The organism is Telmatobacter sp. DSM 110680, from assembly GCF_039994875.1.
Taxonomy (GTDB): Bacteria; Acidobacteriota; Terriglobia; order Terriglobales; family Acidobacteriaceae; genus Telmatobacter.
In genome coordinates this window covers 5546297-5565554 of sequence record NZ_CP121196.1, presented here as the reverse complement: position 1 = coordinate 5565554, position 19258 = coordinate 5546297, and the positions used below count along the sequence as shown (strand labels likewise).

Annotated in this window: 25 protein-coding genes; 17 read left to right on the top strand and 8 right to left on the bottom strand. The window is 53.9% G+C overall.

The window, feature by feature from the left end; all coding sequences use genetic code 11:
* Positions 1-56: 56 nt before the first annotated feature.
* A complete protein-coding gene (locus P8935_RS22985; protein WP_348262647.1) occupies positions 57-956 on the top strand; it encodes a hypothetical protein in 900 nt (299 codons plus the stop codon).
* Between the two features lie 48 nt (positions 957-1004).
* Here the strand turns inward: P8935_RS22985 and P8935_RS22980 are convergent, their stop codons facing one another.
* The gene (locus P8935_RS22980) at positions 1005-1259 is read right to left on the bottom strand and encodes a hypothetical protein (RefSeq protein WP_348262646.1); all 255 of its coding nucleotides are present in this window, start codon (positions 1257-1259) and stop codon (positions 1005-1007) included.
* A 118-nt stretch (positions 1260-1377) separates the two neighbouring features.
* Between P8935_RS22980 and P8935_RS22975 the strand changes: the two genes are divergently transcribed.
* From P8935_RS22975 to P8935_RS22960, 4 genes are all read left to right on the top strand, one after another.
* Complete coding sequence (locus P8935_RS22975; RefSeq protein ID WP_348262645.1) at positions 1378-1620, top strand: hypothetical protein; 243 nt, start codon at positions 1378-1380, stop codon at positions 1618-1620.
* On the top strand, positions 1617-1811 hold the full coding sequence (locus P8935_RS22970) for a hypothetical protein (RefSeq protein WP_348262644.1): 195 nt from the start codon (positions 1617-1619) through the stop codon (positions 1809-1811). Before P8935_RS22975 ends, P8935_RS22970 begins: the two co-directional genes overlap by 4 nt.
* A gap of 267 nt (positions 1812-2078) precedes the next feature.
* On the top strand, positions 2079-2288 hold the full coding sequence (locus tag P8935_RS22965; RefSeq protein WP_348262643.1) for a hypothetical protein: 210 nt from the start codon (positions 2079-2081) through the stop codon (positions 2286-2288).
* A gap of 329 nt (positions 2289-2617) precedes the next feature.
* On the top strand, positions 2618-2881 hold the full coding sequence (locus P8935_RS22960) for a hypothetical protein (RefSeq protein ID WP_348262642.1): 264 nt from the start codon (positions 2618-2620) through the stop codon (positions 2879-2881).
* A gap of 115 nt (positions 2882-2996) precedes the next feature.
* On the opposite strand, the gene P8935_RS22955 is transcribed toward P8935_RS22960, so the two are convergent.
* Together P8935_RS22955 and P8935_RS22950 are read right to left on the bottom strand one after the other, a co-directional pair.
* Positions 2997-3713 carry an aquaporin gene (locus P8935_RS22955; protein ID WP_348262641.1) on the bottom strand — a complete coding sequence of 239 codons (717 nt, stop codon included), beginning with the start codon at positions 3711-3713 and terminating at the stop codon, positions 2997-2999.
* A gap of 1496 nt (positions 3714-5209) precedes the next feature.
* A complete protein-coding gene (locus tag P8935_RS22950) occupies positions 5210-5515 on the bottom strand; it encodes a hypothetical protein (RefSeq protein WP_348262640.1) in 306 nt (101 codons plus the stop codon).
* Positions 5516-6326: 811 nt separating this feature from the next.
* Between P8935_RS22950 and P8935_RS22945 the strand changes: the two genes are divergently transcribed.
* From P8935_RS22945 to P8935_RS22900, 10 genes are all read left to right on the top strand, one after another.
* Positions 6327-6560 carry a cold shock domain-containing protein gene (locus tag P8935_RS22945; RefSeq protein WP_348262639.1) on the top strand — a complete coding sequence of 78 codons (234 nt, stop codon included), beginning with the start codon at positions 6327-6329 and terminating at the stop codon, positions 6558-6560.
* A 1091-nt stretch (positions 6561-7651) separates the two neighbouring features.
* The gene (locus P8935_RS22940; RefSeq protein ID WP_348262638.1) at positions 7652-8167 is read left to right on the top strand and encodes a DUF3761 domain-containing protein; all 516 of its coding nucleotides are present in this window, start codon (positions 7652-7654) and stop codon (positions 8165-8167) included.
* Positions 8168-8316: 149 nt separating this feature from the next.
* Entirely contained in the window at positions 8317-8709 is a 393-nt protein-coding gene (gene mscL / locus P8935_RS22935) for a large conductance mechanosensitive channel protein MscL (protein WP_348262637.1), read from the top strand.
* A 29-nt stretch (positions 8710-8738) separates the two neighbouring features.
* Positions 8739-9806: a DUF481 domain-containing protein gene (locus P8935_RS22930; RefSeq protein ID WP_348262636.1), complete on the top strand. Its 1068-nt coding sequence runs from the start codon at positions 8739-8741 to the stop codon at positions 9804-9806.
* Between the two features lie 135 nt (positions 9807-9941).
* On the top strand, positions 9942-10184 hold the full coding sequence (locus P8935_RS22925; protein ID WP_348262635.1) for a hypothetical protein: 243 nt from the start codon (positions 9942-9944) through the stop codon (positions 10182-10184).
* A 115-nt stretch (positions 10185-10299) separates the two neighbouring features.
* Positions 10300-10626 (top strand): helix-hairpin-helix domain-containing protein, encoded by a 327-nt coding sequence (locus P8935_RS22920; protein WP_348262634.1) that lies wholly within the window; start codon positions 10300-10302, stop codon positions 10624-10626.
* A gap of 158 nt (positions 10627-10784) precedes the next feature.
* Entirely contained in the window at positions 10785-11156 is a 372-nt protein-coding gene (locus P8935_RS22915) for a hypothetical protein (protein WP_348262633.1), read from the top strand.
* A 53-nt stretch (positions 11157-11209) separates the two neighbouring features.
* A complete protein-coding gene (locus P8935_RS22910) occupies positions 11210-11602 on the top strand; it encodes a LysM peptidoglycan-binding domain-containing protein (protein ID WP_348262632.1) in 393 nt (130 codons plus the stop codon).
* 137 nt (positions 11603-11739) lie between these two features.
* Positions 11740-12012: a GlsB/YeaQ/YmgE family stress response membrane protein gene (locus tag P8935_RS22905; protein WP_348262631.1), complete on the top strand. Its 273-nt coding sequence runs from the start codon at positions 11740-11742 to the stop codon at positions 12010-12012.
* 112 nt (positions 12013-12124) lie between these two features.
* The gene (locus tag P8935_RS22900; protein WP_348262630.1) at positions 12125-12295 is read left to right on the top strand and encodes a hypothetical protein; all 171 of its coding nucleotides are present in this window, start codon (positions 12125-12127) and stop codon (positions 12293-12295) included.
* Positions 12296-12622: 327 nt separating this feature from the next.
* On the opposite strand, the gene P8935_RS22895 is transcribed toward P8935_RS22900, so the two are convergent.
* The 3 genes from P8935_RS22895 to P8935_RS22885 are packed head-to-tail and all read right to left on the bottom strand — an operon-like array spanning position 12623 to position 14537.
* Positions 12623-13279 carry a trimeric intracellular cation channel family protein gene (locus tag P8935_RS22895; RefSeq protein ID WP_348262629.1) on the bottom strand — a complete coding sequence of 219 codons (657 nt, stop codon included), beginning with the start codon at positions 13277-13279 and terminating at the stop codon, positions 12623-12625.
* Positions 13276-14307 (bottom strand): amidohydrolase, encoded by a 1032-nt coding sequence (locus P8935_RS22890; protein WP_348262628.1) that lies wholly within the window; start codon positions 14305-14307, stop codon positions 13276-13278. Before P8935_RS22890 ends, P8935_RS22895 begins: the two co-directional genes overlap by 4 nt.
* Positions 14307-14537 carry a hypothetical protein gene (locus tag P8935_RS22885; protein ID WP_348262627.1) on the bottom strand — a complete coding sequence of 77 codons (231 nt, stop codon included), beginning with the start codon at positions 14535-14537 and terminating at the stop codon, positions 14307-14309. Before P8935_RS22885 ends, P8935_RS22890 begins: the two co-directional genes overlap by 1 nt.
* A 378-nt stretch (positions 14538-14915) precedes the next feature.
* On the opposite strand from P8935_RS22885, the gene P8935_RS22880 reads away from it, so the two are divergent.
* Positions 14916-15476, top strand: a complete 561-nt coding sequence (locus P8935_RS22880) for a class III extradiol ring-cleavage dioxygenase (RefSeq protein WP_348265370.1) — start codon at positions 14916-14918, stop codon at positions 15474-15476.
* Between the two features lie 84 nt (positions 15477-15560).
* Here P8935_RS22880 and P8935_RS22875 read toward each other — a convergent pair whose 3' ends face one another.
* Positions 15561-16004 (bottom strand): ester cyclase, encoded by a 444-nt coding sequence (locus tag P8935_RS22875; RefSeq protein ID WP_348262626.1) that lies wholly within the window; start codon positions 16002-16004, stop codon positions 15561-15563.
* Positions 16005-16326: 322 nt separating this feature from the next.
* Here P8935_RS22875 and P8935_RS22870 point away from each other — a divergent pair, with 322 nt between their 5' ends.
* Positions 16327-16761 (top strand): universal stress protein, encoded by a 435-nt coding sequence (locus P8935_RS22870; protein WP_348262625.1) that lies wholly within the window; start codon positions 16327-16329, stop codon positions 16759-16761.
* A 471-nt stretch (positions 16762-17232) separates the two neighbouring features.
* Here the strand turns inward: P8935_RS22870 and P8935_RS22865 are convergent, their stop codons facing one another.
* Positions 17233-18900, bottom strand: coding sequence for an AsmA family protein (locus P8935_RS22865; RefSeq protein ID WP_348262624.1), 1668 nt, complete (start codon positions 18898-18900; stop codon positions 17233-17235).
* Between the last annotated feature and the right edge of the window lie 358 nt (positions 18901-19258).

Genomic DNA, 19258 nt, shown 5'->3' with positions numbered 1-19258 from the left:
AGCGATCTTCGAAGCGGGCGGTTGGTGGGCAATCCGGAAGTGTGGCTGGAAACGATGTGACGATTACCCCGATCGCGCCCTACGCCGCGATTCAGGGCGCGATCGGAAGCCACCTTCGCTACTACGTCGGTTGGCGGCGCGATCAGATCGACATCGACAATCAGGACCTCGTGCAACAGGAGAATTCGTTCCAAGAGTGGGTGGGAGTGAACTCGCCGAAGGCGACTGTCTCTTTCATTCCAGGTTCAAGCAAGTGGGCACCTCTTGTAGCGGCCAGTGCGGGCGAGTCGTTCTTCACTGAAGACCCCAGGATCGGAACGGGAATGGCGCGAGGGACCCCCATAAGCCGAGCACACTCATATCAGTTGGTTGCAAGCAAGCTGATCGCGCATACGAATATGAAGTTGACGCTCGGACACGTAACAACCGCCGCGCAGTTGGCCAAGATTGATCCTGACACGGGCTTGCAGGAAGACCAGGGGCCGGGCCGCTTGAGATTTTTGACTGCCACTGTGAGGCAAGACTTCAATACGGGTTCAATGCTTGTCACATTCTCAAAGGCGGATGCTCGTGACATCAAAACTGGTCAGCCGACTGCGGAAGCGCCCAGAACGATTGTTGACATGCTTGGCCTGACGCATAAGCTGCCGATGCGATTGCAGGCTAAGGGAGAATTCGAATATGTCGGCGCAAAGCCGCTTGGCACCGGTTGTAATCCTGATCCAAGTGCACAATGCGTGGGTGTCCCGCTGGGAGAATTCCGTGCAGCAATTGCACGTCCGTTTAAAGATGGAAGGATTAATGTCGGTGTGAACCTGTTGATCGCGAGTGGATTCACTGGCCAAACGCTGGAGACGTTTTATCCCTCGGCCATTTCGGAAGTGACTGGCGTTCGAATCCCATCGTATGCGAGCATCAACTTCATCTATAGATTTGATGACCATCCAGCACCGTGACCGCCTAGTTTTAGCTCGGGATGGCGGTTCGAGTCGATACGAGCCGTCTCATCTCATTTCTCCATCGCCCTTTTGTTTCACGAAGGAGATCACTACGAGGACGACGCCAAAGACAATAGCCCAGGGATGGAACACGCGATGATTCCACTGACGGTTAAAAATGAATGAAGTGCCGTACATCAACAAAATGAACCCAGCCACTGACACCCAGAGCCATCCATTGAGGAATAATTCCACGAACAACGAAGAACGCGGCACAGGAGTGGGTGTCCGGTTCTGTTCCGCGCGGCTGTTCTTGCCCATCTCGTCCTCAGCATCATAGCTGGTGCAAGCTAACGTATCACCGAAAAGACCATAGATACAACCACCTGGAAAAAGAGCTAGATAGACCAGCCGACACCCTAGACCGCCGCGACCTGCTGTGACTTATCTCACATCTCGCGCCTGGAATCTGTGCGATCCTCTCGTCACCATGCAGCATCGTCCTCTCGTTCCGGCCGTCCTCACCTTCCATGTCGCCTTCCTCGGTGACTCACAAAACACCGAGCCGCCCCCAGAACAGCATGAGTTGAGTCGGCTGCTCCTCCACCGGCTGGTGCTTGAGGCTGCATTAAAAAGGGTCGCAGAACTCTGGATCGGCGCAGCCCAGGAACCATTGCAATGAACGAACCATCTCGCGACGCGCTCATCCAGGAATACCTGTCAGCACTCCGCATCCTCGATCTCGAAGCGCCTCACGTACTTGACCCGCTAGCCACCATCGTCTATCGTCGCCACTTACTCAAGCGCATCAACGAGCTCGATCGACTCAGCCGCAACCCTGCGCCCGGGCAAGACCCGACACGAAAGCCCTAGCCGCCTAGCCGACGTCCTAGACCGCCGCCACCGATTGTGACGAAAATCACAACCTTCTTTTTCCTCTGAGTCAAAATCCATGCCACCATCGGTAGATGCAGGTCTTCACCACGATCTACCTGGCTGAAACGCTTCGAGCGAACGTCCGCAACGTAGAAGAGACACCGGATCTCGATCTGACTCATCCCGCCGTTCGTGAATCCTCAGAAGTCCTGCTCCGGTCTATCGCTGAATTAGAAAGGTGGTATACCCCGGGCCAAGGAAAACATGAGCGTTCAACCCCGCCGACCTCTGCTTGAGTCTCTTCGCGAACTGTTCACCAAGATGGAAGCCGATCCCGCACCCGAAACAGCGAACCTCGCCGACCTCAAGCGAATCGTCCGCGAGCGCATCGCCGCAATCGAAGCAGCGGAGCGGATTGTGGTTGCAACTCCTCAGCCAGGACACGCCCCGAATGGTCATAGACAACCCACCTAGATAAAGAGCTAGATAGAAAAGCCTATATGTTCTACAAAGAGCTCCCTGTGCTTCGCTCCGGTTGATCTAATCACCGAGCAGTCGACAATTCTTCGAGAAAGAAGGGCCACGCTACGCGCGGCCTTCGCCAAGTCCCCCTTTCGGGGAATCGTCGCCCGCGTTGGCGTTAATACGGAAATGCATTCGGGGCATAAGTCGAACTCAAGAACGAAAAGGTAAGTAACCGATTCCCGTTGGGACACTTACATGACAAACTCTTCATTCTCTCCGACATTCCGAGGGATTACCATTGCACTACCCCCCCCTCGCTCGTAAGAGGTGGCGATGTCATGGGAACCATCGTCGGCTGGTGCGTGTACTTTTTTGGCAATGGTCGTAAGGTTCTAAGTTTTCTCAGAGCTCAGGCCACGTTATGCGACGGTTGGCAATCGTCCACAAAGATTTGGGAAGTGAGAGCCGCCACGGTCCGCGAGATTGCCACCGCTACCGGATTTTCAAACTGGCGTGTTCGTGTTTGCCTTCGTCTGCTTGAACGCGATGGTCTCGCCAAGCCCGACAGCTCCGACCTCTGGAGAATAGTCCTCGATCAATAGCGCGGCCCGACTTATCCTCAGAATCTGCGAGATGGCGTGCGCCCCGACACCTTGGTCCCAATCGCACCACGCGAGATTGTCACGAATTCATACGCGTCGGCCAAGAATGGGCACATCAGACGCTGACGGTTTCCCTTTTCACCTCTACCTCAGCTTCCGCGCTTGCTTCAAGGGCTTTGAGGCGGAAGAGTAGGCCAGCAACGAGGCCGCCAAGACTTGGCATGACGAGAAAGAGCCAGATCTGCGACATCGCGTGACCGCCGACTAGCAACGCTGGTCCGAAACTGCGGGCGGGGTTTACGCTAGTGCCGGTGATGTTGATGCCGACAAGGTGAATCGCTGTAAGCGTGATACCGATGGCCAAGCCTGCGAATCTCGAGGGCGCGGTAGCCTGGGTGGATCCGAGGATCACGACAACGAAAATGAGGGTTGCGACGAATTCAAAGACGATCGCCGACGTTATGTTGTAGCCGCCCAAGTAGCCCGGCCCCCAACCGTTCTGGCCGAGCTGGCCGGCAGCATACCCACTACCGCCGCGAACAATGAGGGAAAGCACGCTTACGGCAAGGATGGCGCCAACGAACTGGCCGATCCAGTAGCCAATCAAATCGCCGATTTTCATTCGACCCGCGCTCCAAACGCCGAGACTGACAGCCGGATTGATGTGGCAACCGGAGATGGGGCCGATGCCGTAAGCTGCACCGATGAGGGCAAATCCGAAGGCGACAGCGATTCCTAGGATACCGACCTTGTCGCCAGCCACTACGGCGGTGCCGCAGCCAAAGAGCACAAGGATGAAGGTGCCCACCAATTCGGCAAAGTATTTCTTCATGAGTTCCTCCAAGATGATCCGAAGACGACTCAGAATAGTACTCCTGTTAGTTCCATCTTGCGAGCTGCTCAGCTGGCGAGAAGCATCCAGGTAACTGATGCTATCGGCTGACCAAATATTACAGAACTAAACGGTGACACAAATCACACCATCTCCATTAAAGAGATGGCAAGATGCATTGAAGGACACAGTCGAAAGGACTCTATTGCGGTCGACACAGATACTTTATTTCAGAAATCCTTCGGCGGGATGAATGGAGTAAACCGATGAGAGAGTTCAGTACGTCACTTCTTTTGAATACGCTGCGAGCGACTCTTGGTTTCATCGAAAGGAGTAAAGACCTCGACAAGCACCATTGGGAAATGAGTGAGCTTCAGACAACGGTCAGACATGAAATTGAGCGGATTGAAAGCCGAGAGCCCGCTGATTCCGGCGGACCAAACTGCAACGGACTTGGAACCCATAGGAATTGAAGAATGAACCGCGAATTTCTAGAGTCGTATTCTATCGGCTTGAAATTACGAACACTTCGGATTCAGAAGCATTTGACTCTTTCACGGCTGGCCACACAGACAGGGCTTTCGACTGCTCTCCTCTCCAAGCTCGAAACAAACAGAATGGTCCCCACGCTCCCAACACTCGCGTGTATTTGCAGAGTCTATGGAATTGGGTTAGACCATTTCTTTTCTGAAGTTAGACATCATTTACTTTCAATTACAAGGAAGGCGCTAATCTGCCAAAATGGAAGGTCTCAACCAGCACTCAAGGTTACTCCGCTACATGTCCCTCAGGCTGAGGGCAAGATGAGGGCGGTCATACTAGAGTTCCCGCCCGGCGTTACGTCAACGATCGGAGAGCACGGGCACAGGAGTGAGATTACAACGTTTGTCATTGAAGGAATTCTAGAACTGAATGTCGCTGGTGATAAAGAGTCGCTTGAGGCAGGTGACTGCGCAGTTCTTGACACCGCAGAGCCGGTGTTCTTGGGTGCGCGCGACGACTCTGCTTGCCGTGCGCTCATCGTAAAGTTAAGAACTGGGGTGAGCTAAACTTTCCTCTATTCTCGAACGGCGTGCCGGGAATTCGCGGGTCATCTAGGAGGTTTGGTGACGACCAGGCTTTCCTTCGATGGAAGGCCCTATCAGTCATTGAACAACCGTTACGCAGAGGTCGACTATTTCCCCTCATCACTGTTGCATTCTAAGCGTCTGAGGCGGTCGGTCAGGGTCTTTGGCTAATATCTGCACAACAAGCCTTTCCAACTGCACACTTTCTTCTTGAGAGCCTTTACGGATGAATCTGTAATCAGGATCTGAAGTTGGTTCGCATAGTGAGGGGTGCTGTCTCTGGAATTCGTTTACGATTCTCATCCCTATTGTGTTCAAACCTACGAATTCGTATCCATTCGATCTCTTAATTACCTTAGCCATTTGCGGCCTTTCCCATAATCGAATCAATTCGATATGCACACGACTAGTGGCATCTGCTCACTAACGTCAATTGCCGTCACACGCGCAGGCAGTTTGGATGGAAGCAGAATCTGATGGCGTTATGTTTTTTCCAGTCGATGTGTCCGATTCCGGCGAATGCCCGATCGCAGGTTCGACTCGGCTTGCAACGCGCATGGTTTCAGTTTGCGCGGAAACAGCCTCGGTCGTCCTGGCTTCCTGCAACGTTTCGACCGCTTCGATATCTGCGATGCGAAGCATCAGGATGCGTTTCAACTCGGCGATGATGGGCTCATCTTCCGGTGAGGCGAAGTTCTCCTCTAGCTTATTCAATGTGATACGAAGAGACTGCATGAGTTCCGAAGATGGTCGGGCAGACACAAAGCGGTAGATGCAGCATCTAGCCGATTCGGCTGCTTACATCCCCTGTGCTGCATAGAAGGGTGCCTCAAGCTTCTACGACAGACGAGCAACAGGCCGCGTGGACTGACAGATGTTTGTTTCGCGGCGAGAAAGACTTAGCGTCTTCCTTAGCGTGTTTGGAAAGTTCCGTCAGTTGGGATAGGTGCAACTGCCAACGATTTCTCCGCCGCCTCTCAATTCAACGCTGAACTTTGATTTATCTCCGAACTTGTCACAAGGAATCTTGCCTTCTTACAGTGGTTTTTTGATCGCCCTCTTTTGCGAGAGGTGCCATGCACTACACGCCTTGCTGCCAAACGCCGTTTTCCTTTTGCACAAGCATGTTTCGGTTCCCAAGGCTGACGAAGTATTCGCCATCCGGCAAGTCACTGGGTGCTTGAAGAACATCACATCGAACGAATGCCGTTATTCTGAAATCCGGAAGCGACAACTTGACCGCACTCACCGTGCATGGGGCTTCTCGACCCATCCCCTTTAATTTCGCCGACAATGTAATTGTCTCCCAATTAGATTTATTCGACATGGCTTTCTAACGGGCTCAATGAAATTCAGACCCTCTTGCGCTGATCCGGGGATGCACCGAAGAGTTGGCTAAACGAACGCTTGGTCATATCTCAGGGTACATGGATGGAGCGTTTCTTGCTTCAGCATCACTTCTTAGATTAGTCGCATCAGAAAATAGCGGTACGTGCATCGCATTGCCTAATTCGCCGATCCCCTGATGCAAGGAAGGCAGGAGCGTGTGGCTCATTACAAAGGACGAGTTAAGTGGTTTAGCAATGCCAAAGGTTATGGATTCATTGGACGGGAAGACGGGCCTGACGTATTCGTTCACTTCTCAGCGATTCAATCGGACGGGTACAAAAAGCTGAAAGAAGGTGACGAAGTCGAGTTCGACATCGTCGAGGGGCCAAAAGGCCGTCCACAGGCGGATGCAGTAATCTGCCTCAAGCATGCCGACCACGGGACAGCCTAACGTTGTGCCGGGCGACTTATTTATGATCCCCAAATGATACCTAACATGCTGTTGGCCAACCGTGAGTCGTATCTATAGTCTCTCCGTGCCGGTGAGGTTGAACGTTGGCGGCTGGCGTGAGGAGAGGCCTTGGGCAAGGGCCTTCAACGCACCATGCAAAGTTCATGTCATCGGAGAGCCCTGAGATTTCTGCCTTGATCGGGCTAACTGCGACCCAAATAGTTCGGCACCCTGCATAGCCACCAACTGTAAAAAGAAGGCAGATCGGGAGTTTTTTCGTCTCCCCTTTCCAATATCCATTGGCGTTATACCAGCGTACGACGACCTTGGGGTCCACCTCTGCGATAAAGACCTCGGATGCTGCCTTCACGCACGGGGCGGTACTGGCTCCCTTGTCCAAAGGGTTTGCCAGCTCTATCCGCAACAAAGTGACAGCGGGGTCGGTGAGAATGAAGTGCAAATCTAGAGGATCGCTCATTCTGCTCCCCCCTCCCACGGTCACTGACACCCGGTTGGCTCGGACCAAGAGCACTTCTTCGGCGGCCTTCGTGGGACTGTCTTGGCTTCTGTGTTCACGAACGACTGCAATCGCTGCAATCGCACCGACCGTAGCTGCAACAATACCGATCGTGAAGAGGAGACATCCCTCTATCAGGAGGGGATCGATACTGACGTGAATCGGTGCCATGAACTACTCCATTCGCGCCCCAGTGAGGTGCAATTATAGATGCAAATCAGCGTGGTGTGTTCACTTAACAGCGGGTTCATACTTTCGTAAATGCCGTCCGCATCCATCCGCGCTGTTGGTACAGATCAGTCGTCGAAATTGAAACCGTACTACTTTAATGCGAAAGACGCTCGATTCCTGTTGACATTGTTCAATGCGAGAAAACGCTCTTGTTCCAAATCCGCTCTAGTAGCCAGTTTTGGTGAGAATCCACGCTTTTTGGCTTGGCTATGTCGCCTAATCTCCCATAAGTTAAATTTTTCGCTCGAAGTTTTCCTAAACAGATAGTCGGGTTTTTAAGCTAGACAGGTTCGGTAAACCGTGTGATGATGCTCGCCTATATTCGGTAACGGACGGGAGACCCATGAAGAGAATGATTGGCTTAATCGCACTACTAGTCGGGATTTCAGTCTCGCTAGTTGGTTCGGCACAGGCGCCTGCCGGAGCGCCCGCCGGCGCAAGCGGGCTTTGCAACGACGGGACGTACTCAACTGCCGCCACCAAGTCAGGCGCGTGCCGTGGCCACAAGGGGATCAAGACTTGGTATGCTGCCTCCGACGCAACTAAGGCGAAGGCTTCGGCCGGGAAAGCTGCATCGACTTCGGCTCCTGCGGCAGCCCCCGCTCCCGCTCCGGCTGCGAAGTCCGAACCAACTAAGGCTCCCACTACCACTCCCGCGCCGGCACCCAAGGCGTCAGCAAGCACCGTCGCGCAGGCTCCTGGCGGTGGCGCAGGTCAGGTCTGGCTCAATACCTCGAGCAATGTCTACCACTGTCAGGATTCGAAGTGGTACGGAAAAACCAAAGCTGGCGCCTATATGACAGAGGATGCGGCGAAAGCAAAGGGCGCTCACGCTGATCACGGCAAGCCTTGCAAATGATCCATCAATAACAGTGTTAAGCACTGAAGGAGCCACGAGGGAATGTGGCTCCGTGGCTTGTCGCAGACTCACATCTCTAGCGACACCTTCCATGGCTCTGCGCAGAATTTGAACTGTCACGATTCGAAAATTAAAGATCGGAGAACGAAATGATTAAAGGTTTCCGAGATTTCATCCTGCGGGGCAACGTGCTCGACCTGGCCGTAGGCCTGATTATGGGCGTTGCATTTGGCGCCGTTGTCACCTCTCTCGTCAAAGATGTGCTCACTCCTTTCATCGGCAACATCTTTGGCAAACCGGATTTCAGTTCAATTTCCTACAACCACATCATGATCGGGAACTTCCTAAACGCGGTGATTACGTTCCTCATGGTGGCTGCATCGGTTTACTTCTTCATCGTGATGCCCGCCAATGCCCTGATGGCTCGCATTAAAGGACCGGTGCCGGAAGTTCCGCCGGCTAGCAAGGTTTGTCCTCAGTGCCTCAGCGACATCCCGATCCGAGCACAACGTTGCTCGCACTGTACCCAACTCGTAGCATAGCGTTCCTCCGTTTGAGAGGCGGCCCATCTATGCATCTGCATTTCTCGTTCCGTACATTCGCTACTTGTATCCTTACCCTTCTGATCTTTCTTTGCATTTCCAATCTGTATGCTGACACAGTCGTGCTCAAGAATGGCGACCGACTCACCGGAACGGCGTTAAAGCTCGAAGCTGGCAAGCTAACATTTAAGACGGCGTACGCCGACCCGATTGCTCTCGCCTGGGACCAGGTTGCAAGCCTTACCGTAACCCAAGCTCTAGTGTTGCCTTGGAAAAAGGGCAACCTGAGTGTAACCTCGATCGAGCGTGCGGAAAATGGTCTGACAGTCACCACATCTTCAGGCCCATCCACTCTGGATCCGACCGAAGTGACGGTCCTGCGATCCCCTGCGGATCAAGCCGTCTATGAAGCCTCCTTGAATCCGAGTTGGGGACATGCGTGGACCGGCGCCGTGAATGTTAGCTTGGCGCTTGCGCGCGGCAATTCGGATACTGCTACCTTCGGTGCAGGGTTCGTCGCAGCGCGACAAACCCGCAACGACAAAACCTCTCTCTACGCGGATACGCTCTATAGCAAGAACGCTCACGCCGTGCCGTCGACGAGTGCCAACACAACCGCAGGCGGGCTCCGCTACGATCACAACTTGAAGCCGCGGATATTCGCGTTCGGGACCGGCGATTTTTCAACCAATGCGCTGCAGAATTTAGACCTTCGCTCGATCCTTGGCGGTGGCCTGGGCTGGCACGCGATCAAGTCGCCGCAACAGAGCCTCGATATCCTGGCCGGTCTCGTCTGGACCCATGAAAAATACTCGCCAACTCCCACTAACAGCTTTGCCGCCCTTGACCTGGGCGAACAATATACTCGCAAGCTTGGAACCAGAAGCCTGTTTACTGAGCAAGCGTTTCTATATCCCGATCTCAGTCAAACGGGTCAGTTCCAGCTGTCAGTGGATTCTACTTTCAGCACGAAGCTCGGAAAGATCTTCAACTGGCAGACAACATTCAGTGATCGCTATACTTCCTTCCCGCCAACGGGAACACTGGGCAACGACGTCATTCTGACTACGGGCTTGGGACTAACTCTGGCGCGTTGAGCCGGGATGGCATGCGGATCGGTCGGAACATTTCACGTGCCTGCTTCGTTCGAGGCAACACTTTTCCGGGAGCCGAACTTGAACTGATCCCGACGAACTTTAACCGAGAATTCACAACAAACTGGAGAAAACATCATGGGTGAGATAGCAGTGTTGTTGCAGCAGAAGGCGGGCTTGGGCCCTGACAAAGCCCAGGAAGTCGAACAAGTAGTTGTTCAACACATCATGTCCAGGGTGCCATCCGAATTTCAGGGCATGCTGGGCTCGGTGCTCGGTTCCGGAGCGAGCACAGCCGACGGTCAGCCGGCCGCTGCCGAATCAGGTGGACTGGGAGGTCTGCTTAGTGCGGCAACCAGCATGTTTGGCAACAAGGGATAAATCGGCCTTCAATCATGTTCGCTGACGCTGCCTGTAAGCATGGGCTTGGCGTAAATTTGGTTCTGCGTTTGTTCATTCACAAATCAAGAACTTAGAAATCACCTTGGTGATACACATGCACGTGAAACGTCTCACATCCGTTCTTGCCGTCCTGACGGCCTCTGTCCTCTTTAGCATCCTGCCGGCTGCGGCCTTGCAATCCTCCTCGGGCACAAAGCATACCGCGAATGCCTTAGCGGCATCCGCCAACCTCGTGGACTTGAACAGGGCGACGAAAGATCAACTCAAGGCCCTACCCGGCGTCGGGGATGTATACGCCCAAAAGATCATCGATGGACGCCCTTACGCCAACAAAACGCAGTTGAAAAGCAAGAACATCGTCCCGGCTGCCACCTACACAAAAATCAGCAAGCTGGTTATCGCCAACCAGCCAGCCAAGTAACGGTAGAGGTCCAACAATCCGTTCGAAGCGAATGGAAGGTCGGACCGAATCACGTGACAAACCACCCAGTTGCAGACTCCGATTCTCAATCAAATAGACGCGAAATTTGATTGATCGGTGAGATTCACCTGGCGCAAGAAAGACTGGAGAAATCGACAATGAATCTGAAACTAACCGCTGTTCCGGTGCTCGCCCTTCTTTTGGGAGCAAGCTGCTTGATCATCAGCAAGGCCTCCGCCTCGTCGGCAGGGCCCTCATCTCCCGTGTACGGTCAGGATCATGATCGGGATCATGGTAATTGGGAAGCCCCGCCCGGGGAGTTTAACGACATTCAGCGCCGTGGCTTTCACGATGGCATTGAGGGCGCACGAAAAGATGTCGGGAATCATCGCCGTCCCGATGTCAACAATCGCGACGAATATCGGCATCCCGATGTTGCGCCTGAAATGAGAAAAGGCTATCGTCAGGCCTTCCGTCGCGGATATCAACAAGCTATGTCGCATCTCATGGAGGATCGCGATAGGCACTAAGCGAGTTTGACCCGATGACCAGCAGATAGCAGTAAGTGAACAGGAGGAATGATATGGCAGATTTGGATCAGCTAAAGCAGAAGTATGCCGGAGTAATCTCAACCATTGAGGGATTCTCTGACCTCGGCGCAAACCTAGAACAGGTAGATCTCGATGGCGAAAAACTCCACTTAAAAGCGACAGTGCCATCGACTGTGGTTGCCAACCGCACCTGGGATGCCATCAAAGAGGCCGATCCGACTTATGCCGATCTGCATCATGAGATTGCAACTTCGGGCGGGGCGGAGCAGCCGTATACAGTCCAGTCCGGCGACAATCTGTCGAAAATCGCCAAGCGCTTCTACGGCGATGCTAGCAAGTATCGCGACATCGCTCAGGCGAACGGAATAGACGACCCGGACAAGATCAAGGTCGGTCAGGATCTGAACCTTCCGGTAATTTCGTAGACCGAAATCCCGGGACCGAAGTCTCGCTACAGAGTTCCGAGATTTGTACAAACCTGCGCTCGAGGCAGAGTTTACGGTTGATGCTGCTGTGATCAATCGGGAAAGCTGCACCGAAGCTCAAAAAGGAGAACGATCACATGGGGCACGGAATTATTGCGTGGATCATCATCGGCGTACTCGCGGGCTGGATCACAGGAAAGCTTATGAAGGGCTCAGGTTTTGGCTTCTTCATGGACATGATTGTCGGCCTGGTCGGCGCGCTGATCGGAGGGTTCCTGTCCAGCTTCCTTGGATTCGGGGGAGTTGGTCAGCACGGCCTGATTATCAGCATCGTAATTGCCGTCATTGGAGCGGTGATTCTCACTTGGGTAGTTCGCCTTGTAGCCGGTAATCGAAACGCCAACCTTTAACACTGTTTCCGTTCCTTGGTCGTTTCTGAACGAGGCACTGATTCGTATCCCGGATTCGAAGCGGGGATTTCGCAAGAGGCTGTCAAATTCAATCACTGCGAAGGAGAAGATCATGGGAATCCTTGAAGAACTAGCCGGAGCTGCTGCGGCAGTCGAAGGCGCGAAGAAACTGGATCCAAATGCGGGATTAGTCACAGAAGGTGTTGCCGCTGTTGTCGGCTTCGAAGGAACCGAAGCGGTAACCAACTTCATTGAAAAGAAAGAAGAAGAGAAAAAGGATTAATAGAGCTGAACAGTCATGCAGGCTTGCCATGACTCTTGAATCGTGGCGGCCTGCGGCTCTTTCTTGTCCGGTGCCATTGTGAGTTTTAGTGAAGCGTGGCCTGGAGGTCAAGCGGGCCATAGAGGGCCACAGCCAATGCCGCGTATGGCAGTTGGAGCCCTCATCGTGTTCTTGAGCATGTCCGCCATTTTCTGTCTATGGGTGCTGCTCTCTCTCACAAATTGCTCGCTCCCTCCTCAATGATGATCTGCATCGTCGATGCAAACGATCGAAACTGGGTTTCGAATTGCATGGGGCGACGATAACGGCTTCGCGCATCGAACCTGGTCAGCGTGACCGAGATCCTGTCCCGGCAAGTGGCAGATGCCAACCGCGGAATATGGCCATCACTCTGAGAAAGAAGCATAGAAGTGCACCCGGAATCAAAAATGCAAATGACGGATAGTGCATTACATGTCCCGTCACCACAACGACGCCAGCAGCAAGCGCGGCGACGGCATAAAGATCAGCCCGGAGCACTGTTGGAGTTTCATTCACCAGAACATCACGCAGCATTCCGCCGCCAATGCCAGTCAACATCCCCATGATTGCAGCCATCACGGGATTGAGTCCGGCGGCCAGCGCTTTCTGGGTACCGGTGACAGCGAAAAGAGCCAAGCCCGCGCCATCGAACAACAGAACGGGCCTGCGCTGCACGTCGATATTGGGATACCACAAGAATGTCACCAAGCCTGCCAGGATACAGACTCCCAGATAACGCCAGTCGCGGATGGCTGCAGGCGGAACGGCGCCGATAAGCAGGTCGCGGATAATCCCGCCTGCGTTTCCCGTCGCGAAGGCAAGCACCATCAAACCGAATAAATCCAATTTGCTCTTCACACCAGCTGCCGCACCGCTCAGTGCGAAGACGAAGGTGCCGAGGAGATCGAGCGCGACGAGAAAGGGGCCGGCCAGGTGTTTTCCATAGATTAGAAGTTCGTTCACGAGGCTAGCCACGCGCAGGCCCCGACCACCAAAGCCTTCACACCTGTCTCCAAAGTGGGATGGATGACTGGCGCAAAGCGCGGATTGTGATTGGTCGGGAGCGAACTGATCGTGCCGTTTTTCTTGGCCTTGGCATATGTCTCAGGATCGTCTCCACCAAAGAACCAGTACACCGCTGGAGCGTCCCACTCCGCTCCAAAACATCCGAAGTCTTCGCTCGCCATCGTGGGTCTCGTTTCTTCTATGGAGCCGTCAGGAAAGTTCTGACGGAATGCCTGAACAACCTTCTCCGTTGCATCGGAATCGTTAGTTACTGATGAATATCTGTCCAATGGCGTGATCTCTGGTGGCTTCGGCGCGCCTGCCGCTGCCGCCTCCGCGTTGACAATCCGTTCAATGGCTGCAAGGACATGCTTACGGACCCCCTCATCGAAGGTGCGCACATTCAATTTGATGATGGCTTCGTCAGGAATAACGTTCTCCTTTGTGCCAGCCTGCAGAACCCCAATTGTCACCACAGCGGAATCGGTAGGCGCGACTTCCCGGGAAACAATCGTTTGCAGCCTCATTACGGTCGAGGCAGCCAGGACGACGGGATCGATGCTGGCCTCGGGCATTGAGCCATGCGCGCCACGCCCGAACATTCGAATCTGCATGCTGTCAGCAGAGGATGTGACAACTCCTTTGCGCCAATCGAGATGCCCGGACGGCAAACTCATGACATGCTGGCCAAGCACGACATCGGGCTTCGGGAATCGCTTGAAGAGTCCGTCGTCTATCATTGCCTGCGCGCCCTGTGCCGTTTCCTCTCCTGGTTGAAAAACTGCCATGAGCGTTCCGTGCCAGCTATCGCGGCTTCTGGCAAACAGCGACGCCGCTCCCATCAAGCAGGCCACATGCATGTCATGGCCGCAGGAGTGCGCCACGGATGTGGGCTTGCCATCAGGGCCTGTCCCCGTAACGGTACTGGCGTAGGAAAGGCCGGTTGCTTCCTTGATGGGCAAGGCATCCATGTCAGCGCGCAGCATTACGGTGGGGCCATCCCCGTTGCGCAGTATACCGACGACTCCGTTTTGCCGATATCAGCGGTGACCTCAAAGCCGTTGGCCTTGAGATGATTCGCCGCGATTCCAGCCGTTCGCGTCTCCTGCATCGACAACTCGGGGTGAGCGTGGATGTCTTTGTAGATGGCTTCCAGTTCCGTAAGCATCGCGTCGAGACTTACCAGGATCTCACTTAGCTGTTCCAAATGCGTCACGCGAACCTCCTAAATGCTTCGTTCACTATAATTGCTGCCGCGAGGCAAGATTGTCGTTACGAGTTTGCCCGATCGCTCTTGAAGTATTGTTTGTTCAGCGACGAACGATTCAGCTGCCCCGACATCACGGTCGGAAATCAAAGAAGCGAGGTGCTTCAACATGGCAAAGATACTCCCCGCAATCTTTTTTGGTCACGGCAATCCGATGAATGCCGTCATGAATAATGCCTACACGGAAGCATGGACTCAAATCGGTGAGACAACGTCGAAACCCAGAGCTATTTTGTCCATTTCCGCGCATTGGTTTGTTCCGGAAACCGGTGTGACAATCTCTACTTCACCGAGGACCATCCACGATTTCGGTGATTTCCCCGAGAACTGTTTCAGGTTCAGTATCCTGCACCGGGTGATCCGGCGCTGGCTCGCAAAGTACAACATTTGCTCGCGCCGCTGGAGGTCAGGCTCGACAACTCCTGGGGGCTCGATCATGGGACGTGGTCGGTGCTTCGACACGTATATCCGAATGCAGATATTCCGGTCGTCCAGCTGAGCATCGATGAAAGCAAATCGGCGTCATTCCATTTTGAGATTGGCAGAAAACTGGCTCCCTTGCGTGAGGATGGCGTACTCATTCTTGGCAGTGGGAACCTGGTGCACAATCTCCATGCCTATGCCTGGGGACGCCATCTGCCAGATCCATACGACTGGGCTGTTCGCTTCGAGAATGATGCGAAACAGATGATGGTGGCCGGCGAATACAAACCTCTGATTGAATATGAAACGCTAGGGCCGGAAGCCCTCCTCTCGATTCCGACCCCGGATCATTACCTGCCCATGCTTTATGTGCTCGCCACACGGCAAGAGCGAGAGACGGTTACGTTCCCAATCGAAGGGGTCGATGGTGGATCGATTTCCATGCTGACTGTACAGGTGGGGTAGCAACGTCCTGTTGTCAGCCTGACGTAGAAACACTCAATGAAGCTTTTGGGGGCAACAGGTTTTGTCGGCACAGCGCCGCTGACCTCACATAACACCAATCTGTTTCAACAATCCGATTAGGTCGTAGAAGAGCTTCTCTTCTACGATCTCGCCGTCCTTCCAATGCGCGACGGTGCAGAACTCTATATGGAATTTCTTGTTGGTCGGCGCGATCATCTTCCCATCGGCACCCTTCATCGGACCGCGCATCGTGCCCGTAAATTCCGCAACCGTGCAGGTCCAATCACCCTGAGCAATCTCAACTTTATAGGGATTATTGATTAGATGGTTGTCGGGAAACGTCTTGAAGAACTCGACCGACTCCGCCTTGTGATTGTGGCGGCCGCGGGTAGGCTCTACTTGGCCCGGCCAAAATACAACAGTGTCCGCGGTATGCCTCTTTTCAAACGTATCCCAATCTTGCGCGTTCCATGCGTTATCGAGTGTACGCATGAGTTCGATGTTGCTCAACCTGTTTGTTTCTGACATGGGAACCTCCAACGGCAATGCTGATCACACTCACTATGGGCTAAGACGAGCAGTCCCCGTGCTATCTCATCGGGCAACGATTGGCAGCGATAGCAAAACCGCAGCCGGACCTCGTCCGGAATGGTGCGACTATACTCAGGCTCGGATCGGGGCGCAAGGGAGCTAGACGAGCAGGGATTCGAAATGAGCTTTGAAGAGGAGCGAGTAAAGAGATATGCATTTGCGGCCTTCCCACCCGTCGAAGGCTCCCGATCCAACGTGGTCAGAACATCAACTTCTTTGCGCTACACTGATTTCCTTGCAGTCCATGGAGGGAAATCGAGTGTACAAGAAAATCATGATCGCCTTCGATGAATCGGCAGCAGCGAAGCGCGCACTGTCGAGCGCGGTTGAGCTGGCAAAAGAGTTGAAGGCGGACCTGCGACTCTTGACCGTAAGTGAGCCCCTCCCTGTCTATGCAGCGTTTATGGACTCTGAGTTGCCTGGAGCGCGCCAGGCGCTACTCGAAGAACGTAATGCGTTTTACAAAGACTTACAAAGCAAGGGGATAAAACACGCGGAAGAGCACGGTATCGCTGTTGAGGGAATAATTGTCGAAGGCGAAGAAGTGCAGGCCATTGTCGATCAGATCGCAGACTGGGGCGCAGACCTTCTGGTGATCGGCCGACGCCACCACTCCGGCGCAGTCTCGCGCATTTGGGGCGGTACCGTGCATAACGTTGCGGAAAGGATCCAATGCAGCATTTTGGCAGTCTAACGGGCGGAGCTGGAAAACAAGAAACTGGGACAGAGATGTCTAACGCTGCTGCCCACTTCCGGCATTCGTGTTTTTAAATGTTCCCAGGACCTCGTCGCGGAATTTAAAAGAGTCGGCATTGAACGTTCTCTGCCACACACACCCGCAATGTCGACAATGAAGTAATTTGGTTGCGGGCTGCATCCGTAGGTGTCCAGCGATTTGGAGATTCTCCATGACCGTTTCCACTGAAACGATCACGATATCGTCCGCCTCAAGATCGATACAGTTTCTGGGGCAAGTCGCCATGATCGGCAACTTGCGTTGTTTCGCTCTGAACCAAGACCAACGCATTTTATCTATTGCCGCTCGAGTTTGGCGAGCATCTCCTGATGCTCAAAGATCCTAGAGGATCATACACATAGACGGAGTGATGAGAATCACTCCTGTTGGTTTTTTGCTAAGACACTGAAGTAGTGGACGGGCGAGCGTTTAGTTGGATTTCTTCTTGCCGAGCACTCCTCCGAGGAGACCTTTTGCGGAACCGGCCACACCCTTGCCCGTTGCACTACCCAGCCCTCCCAGGCCTTTGGCCAGATTCCCCACCTCGGAACCCAAATCGGGCCTGAAGATTGGGTTTGAAGCTGTTCCCGTTATGCTGAACGGGATACCGCCACCCGATTTGCCTTTGCCGAGAAGAGCGACCGGAGCGGCCACCACTCCCAACGCGCCCGAGAGATTGGCCGTCATTTTGCAATCGAGTTGTTGAGAGGCGCTCAAGTTGGCGTCTCCGGCGATCGTGCCGATTGACTCCACTACGATCTTGAGATTTGCGGCGTGTGTTCCGCCCGGATCCTGGCGAAGATCCGCATGGAGCGAGCGGACTACGGTGTCCGAGCCACTGCCTGCTTTGCCGAGAGCAGTGAAGGAAGACAGAGCTCCGAGCTTTGATTTGAGGTCAAATCCAGCCAGCTTCGCGTTCGACAGGTTAACCGGACCGGTGATGACAAGCTTATCCACGGATCCGTTGATCGCGAGGTTCAGATCGAGGGATCCGGACTTCAGCGAAGCGCCAGACGGGAGTGCAATTCCGGCTGCTGGAAGCGCTCCTTCAAGATCGGGTACCGGCATGCCCTGACCAAGCAATTTCATCTGCAGAGTTGTTTCCGCTTCTGACGTGTTGTAGTCGCCGCTCAACTGTGCGAGTGCTTTCCCAACGTGTATATCGCCTTTCGTCAGATTACCCATGCCGTTTTTGAGAAAGTAGGTCGTGGCATAGTCAATCGAGATTGGCACAGTTGCCGGTGATCCGCCCGCTGTGAATTTCAGTTTCTGCCCATTCAATGAGCCGTTTAGTTTTGCTGATGCGCCGTCAGATGTGAGGTCTCCGTCGAGGTCGACGATCCCGGCGATGCCAGTCGACGGATCCACGAAACCTGTCAAGGCCAAGTCGAGTTTCTGAATGTTCAGCTTGGCGCTAAGGGGCGTCAGAATGGTGTTCGTCACATTAATCGGGCCGGCCTTGCCGTCCAGTTTCATCGAGCCGTTCCCAGGCGTTTTGAGCGTCAATGTAAAAGGAAACTGCGAAGCATAGGAAAGGTTTGAAGCTTCGAGTTCGACATTCTGGTAGGTGTGAATCTTGCCAGGAGTGCTAAGCGTGCCCAGGATCACGACGCCGTTTGAGACCGTCAACTTATCGACGGAGATGGCGGGCACTGACGAGTCGCTTGTCGCTGAAGACTTGCCACCGGCGCTTTGTGACGAGGAACTGTTACCCAACGTCGAAAAGTTCCAATCACCGGCTCGCGACCGAATCAGCGATACCTGCGGCTCGGTAAGAGTGAACGATTTGACCTCGAGTTTCTTCGAGAAGATCAACGACATCAAATCCACGCCCACGTTCACGCGCTTTGCTGTTACGAACGGTGAGTGGCTAAAAGCTGGATCATCAGCAATGACGAAATCATCTGCGCGGACACCCCCTGAAAACAAGGCAAGCTCTATATTCCCGATGGTTGTCGGTCGCCCCAAAGCACTGCTCAATTGTGATTCGAGCTCAGGCTTGAAGCGATTCGCGTTAATGACGAAGGGCAAAATGAGTGCAATGATCACCAGGACGCCGACAACACTACCTACGATCACCAGAATTCGCTTCCGCATAGACGATCCTCCAACCATTCATTGGGCCGTGACGGCATCATCATACTCCCGCGACGAGCCGTCGCATGACCTTTGCATAAAAGTTAGGTCACAAAGGGTGGAGATCGAAAGTCACGGGCCAGCCGCGCCTAGATGTTTGAGCTGGATGTGCTCAACGTAGCGTGCGGAGAACCAGAAGATGATATCCGCTCGATCATCTAAGTTTGGAACGGGCGGTGGCATCTCCTCGCCGCAGCGGGTGCATCTCGCAAAAACCGGGTGCATTTGCGCGTCATAAGTGAAAGCCAGTTCTGTCCGCATGCCCATGACGAAGAGTGCCCCCTGCGCTGCTGGCTTTCAACTTCAGTTTCCACGATCG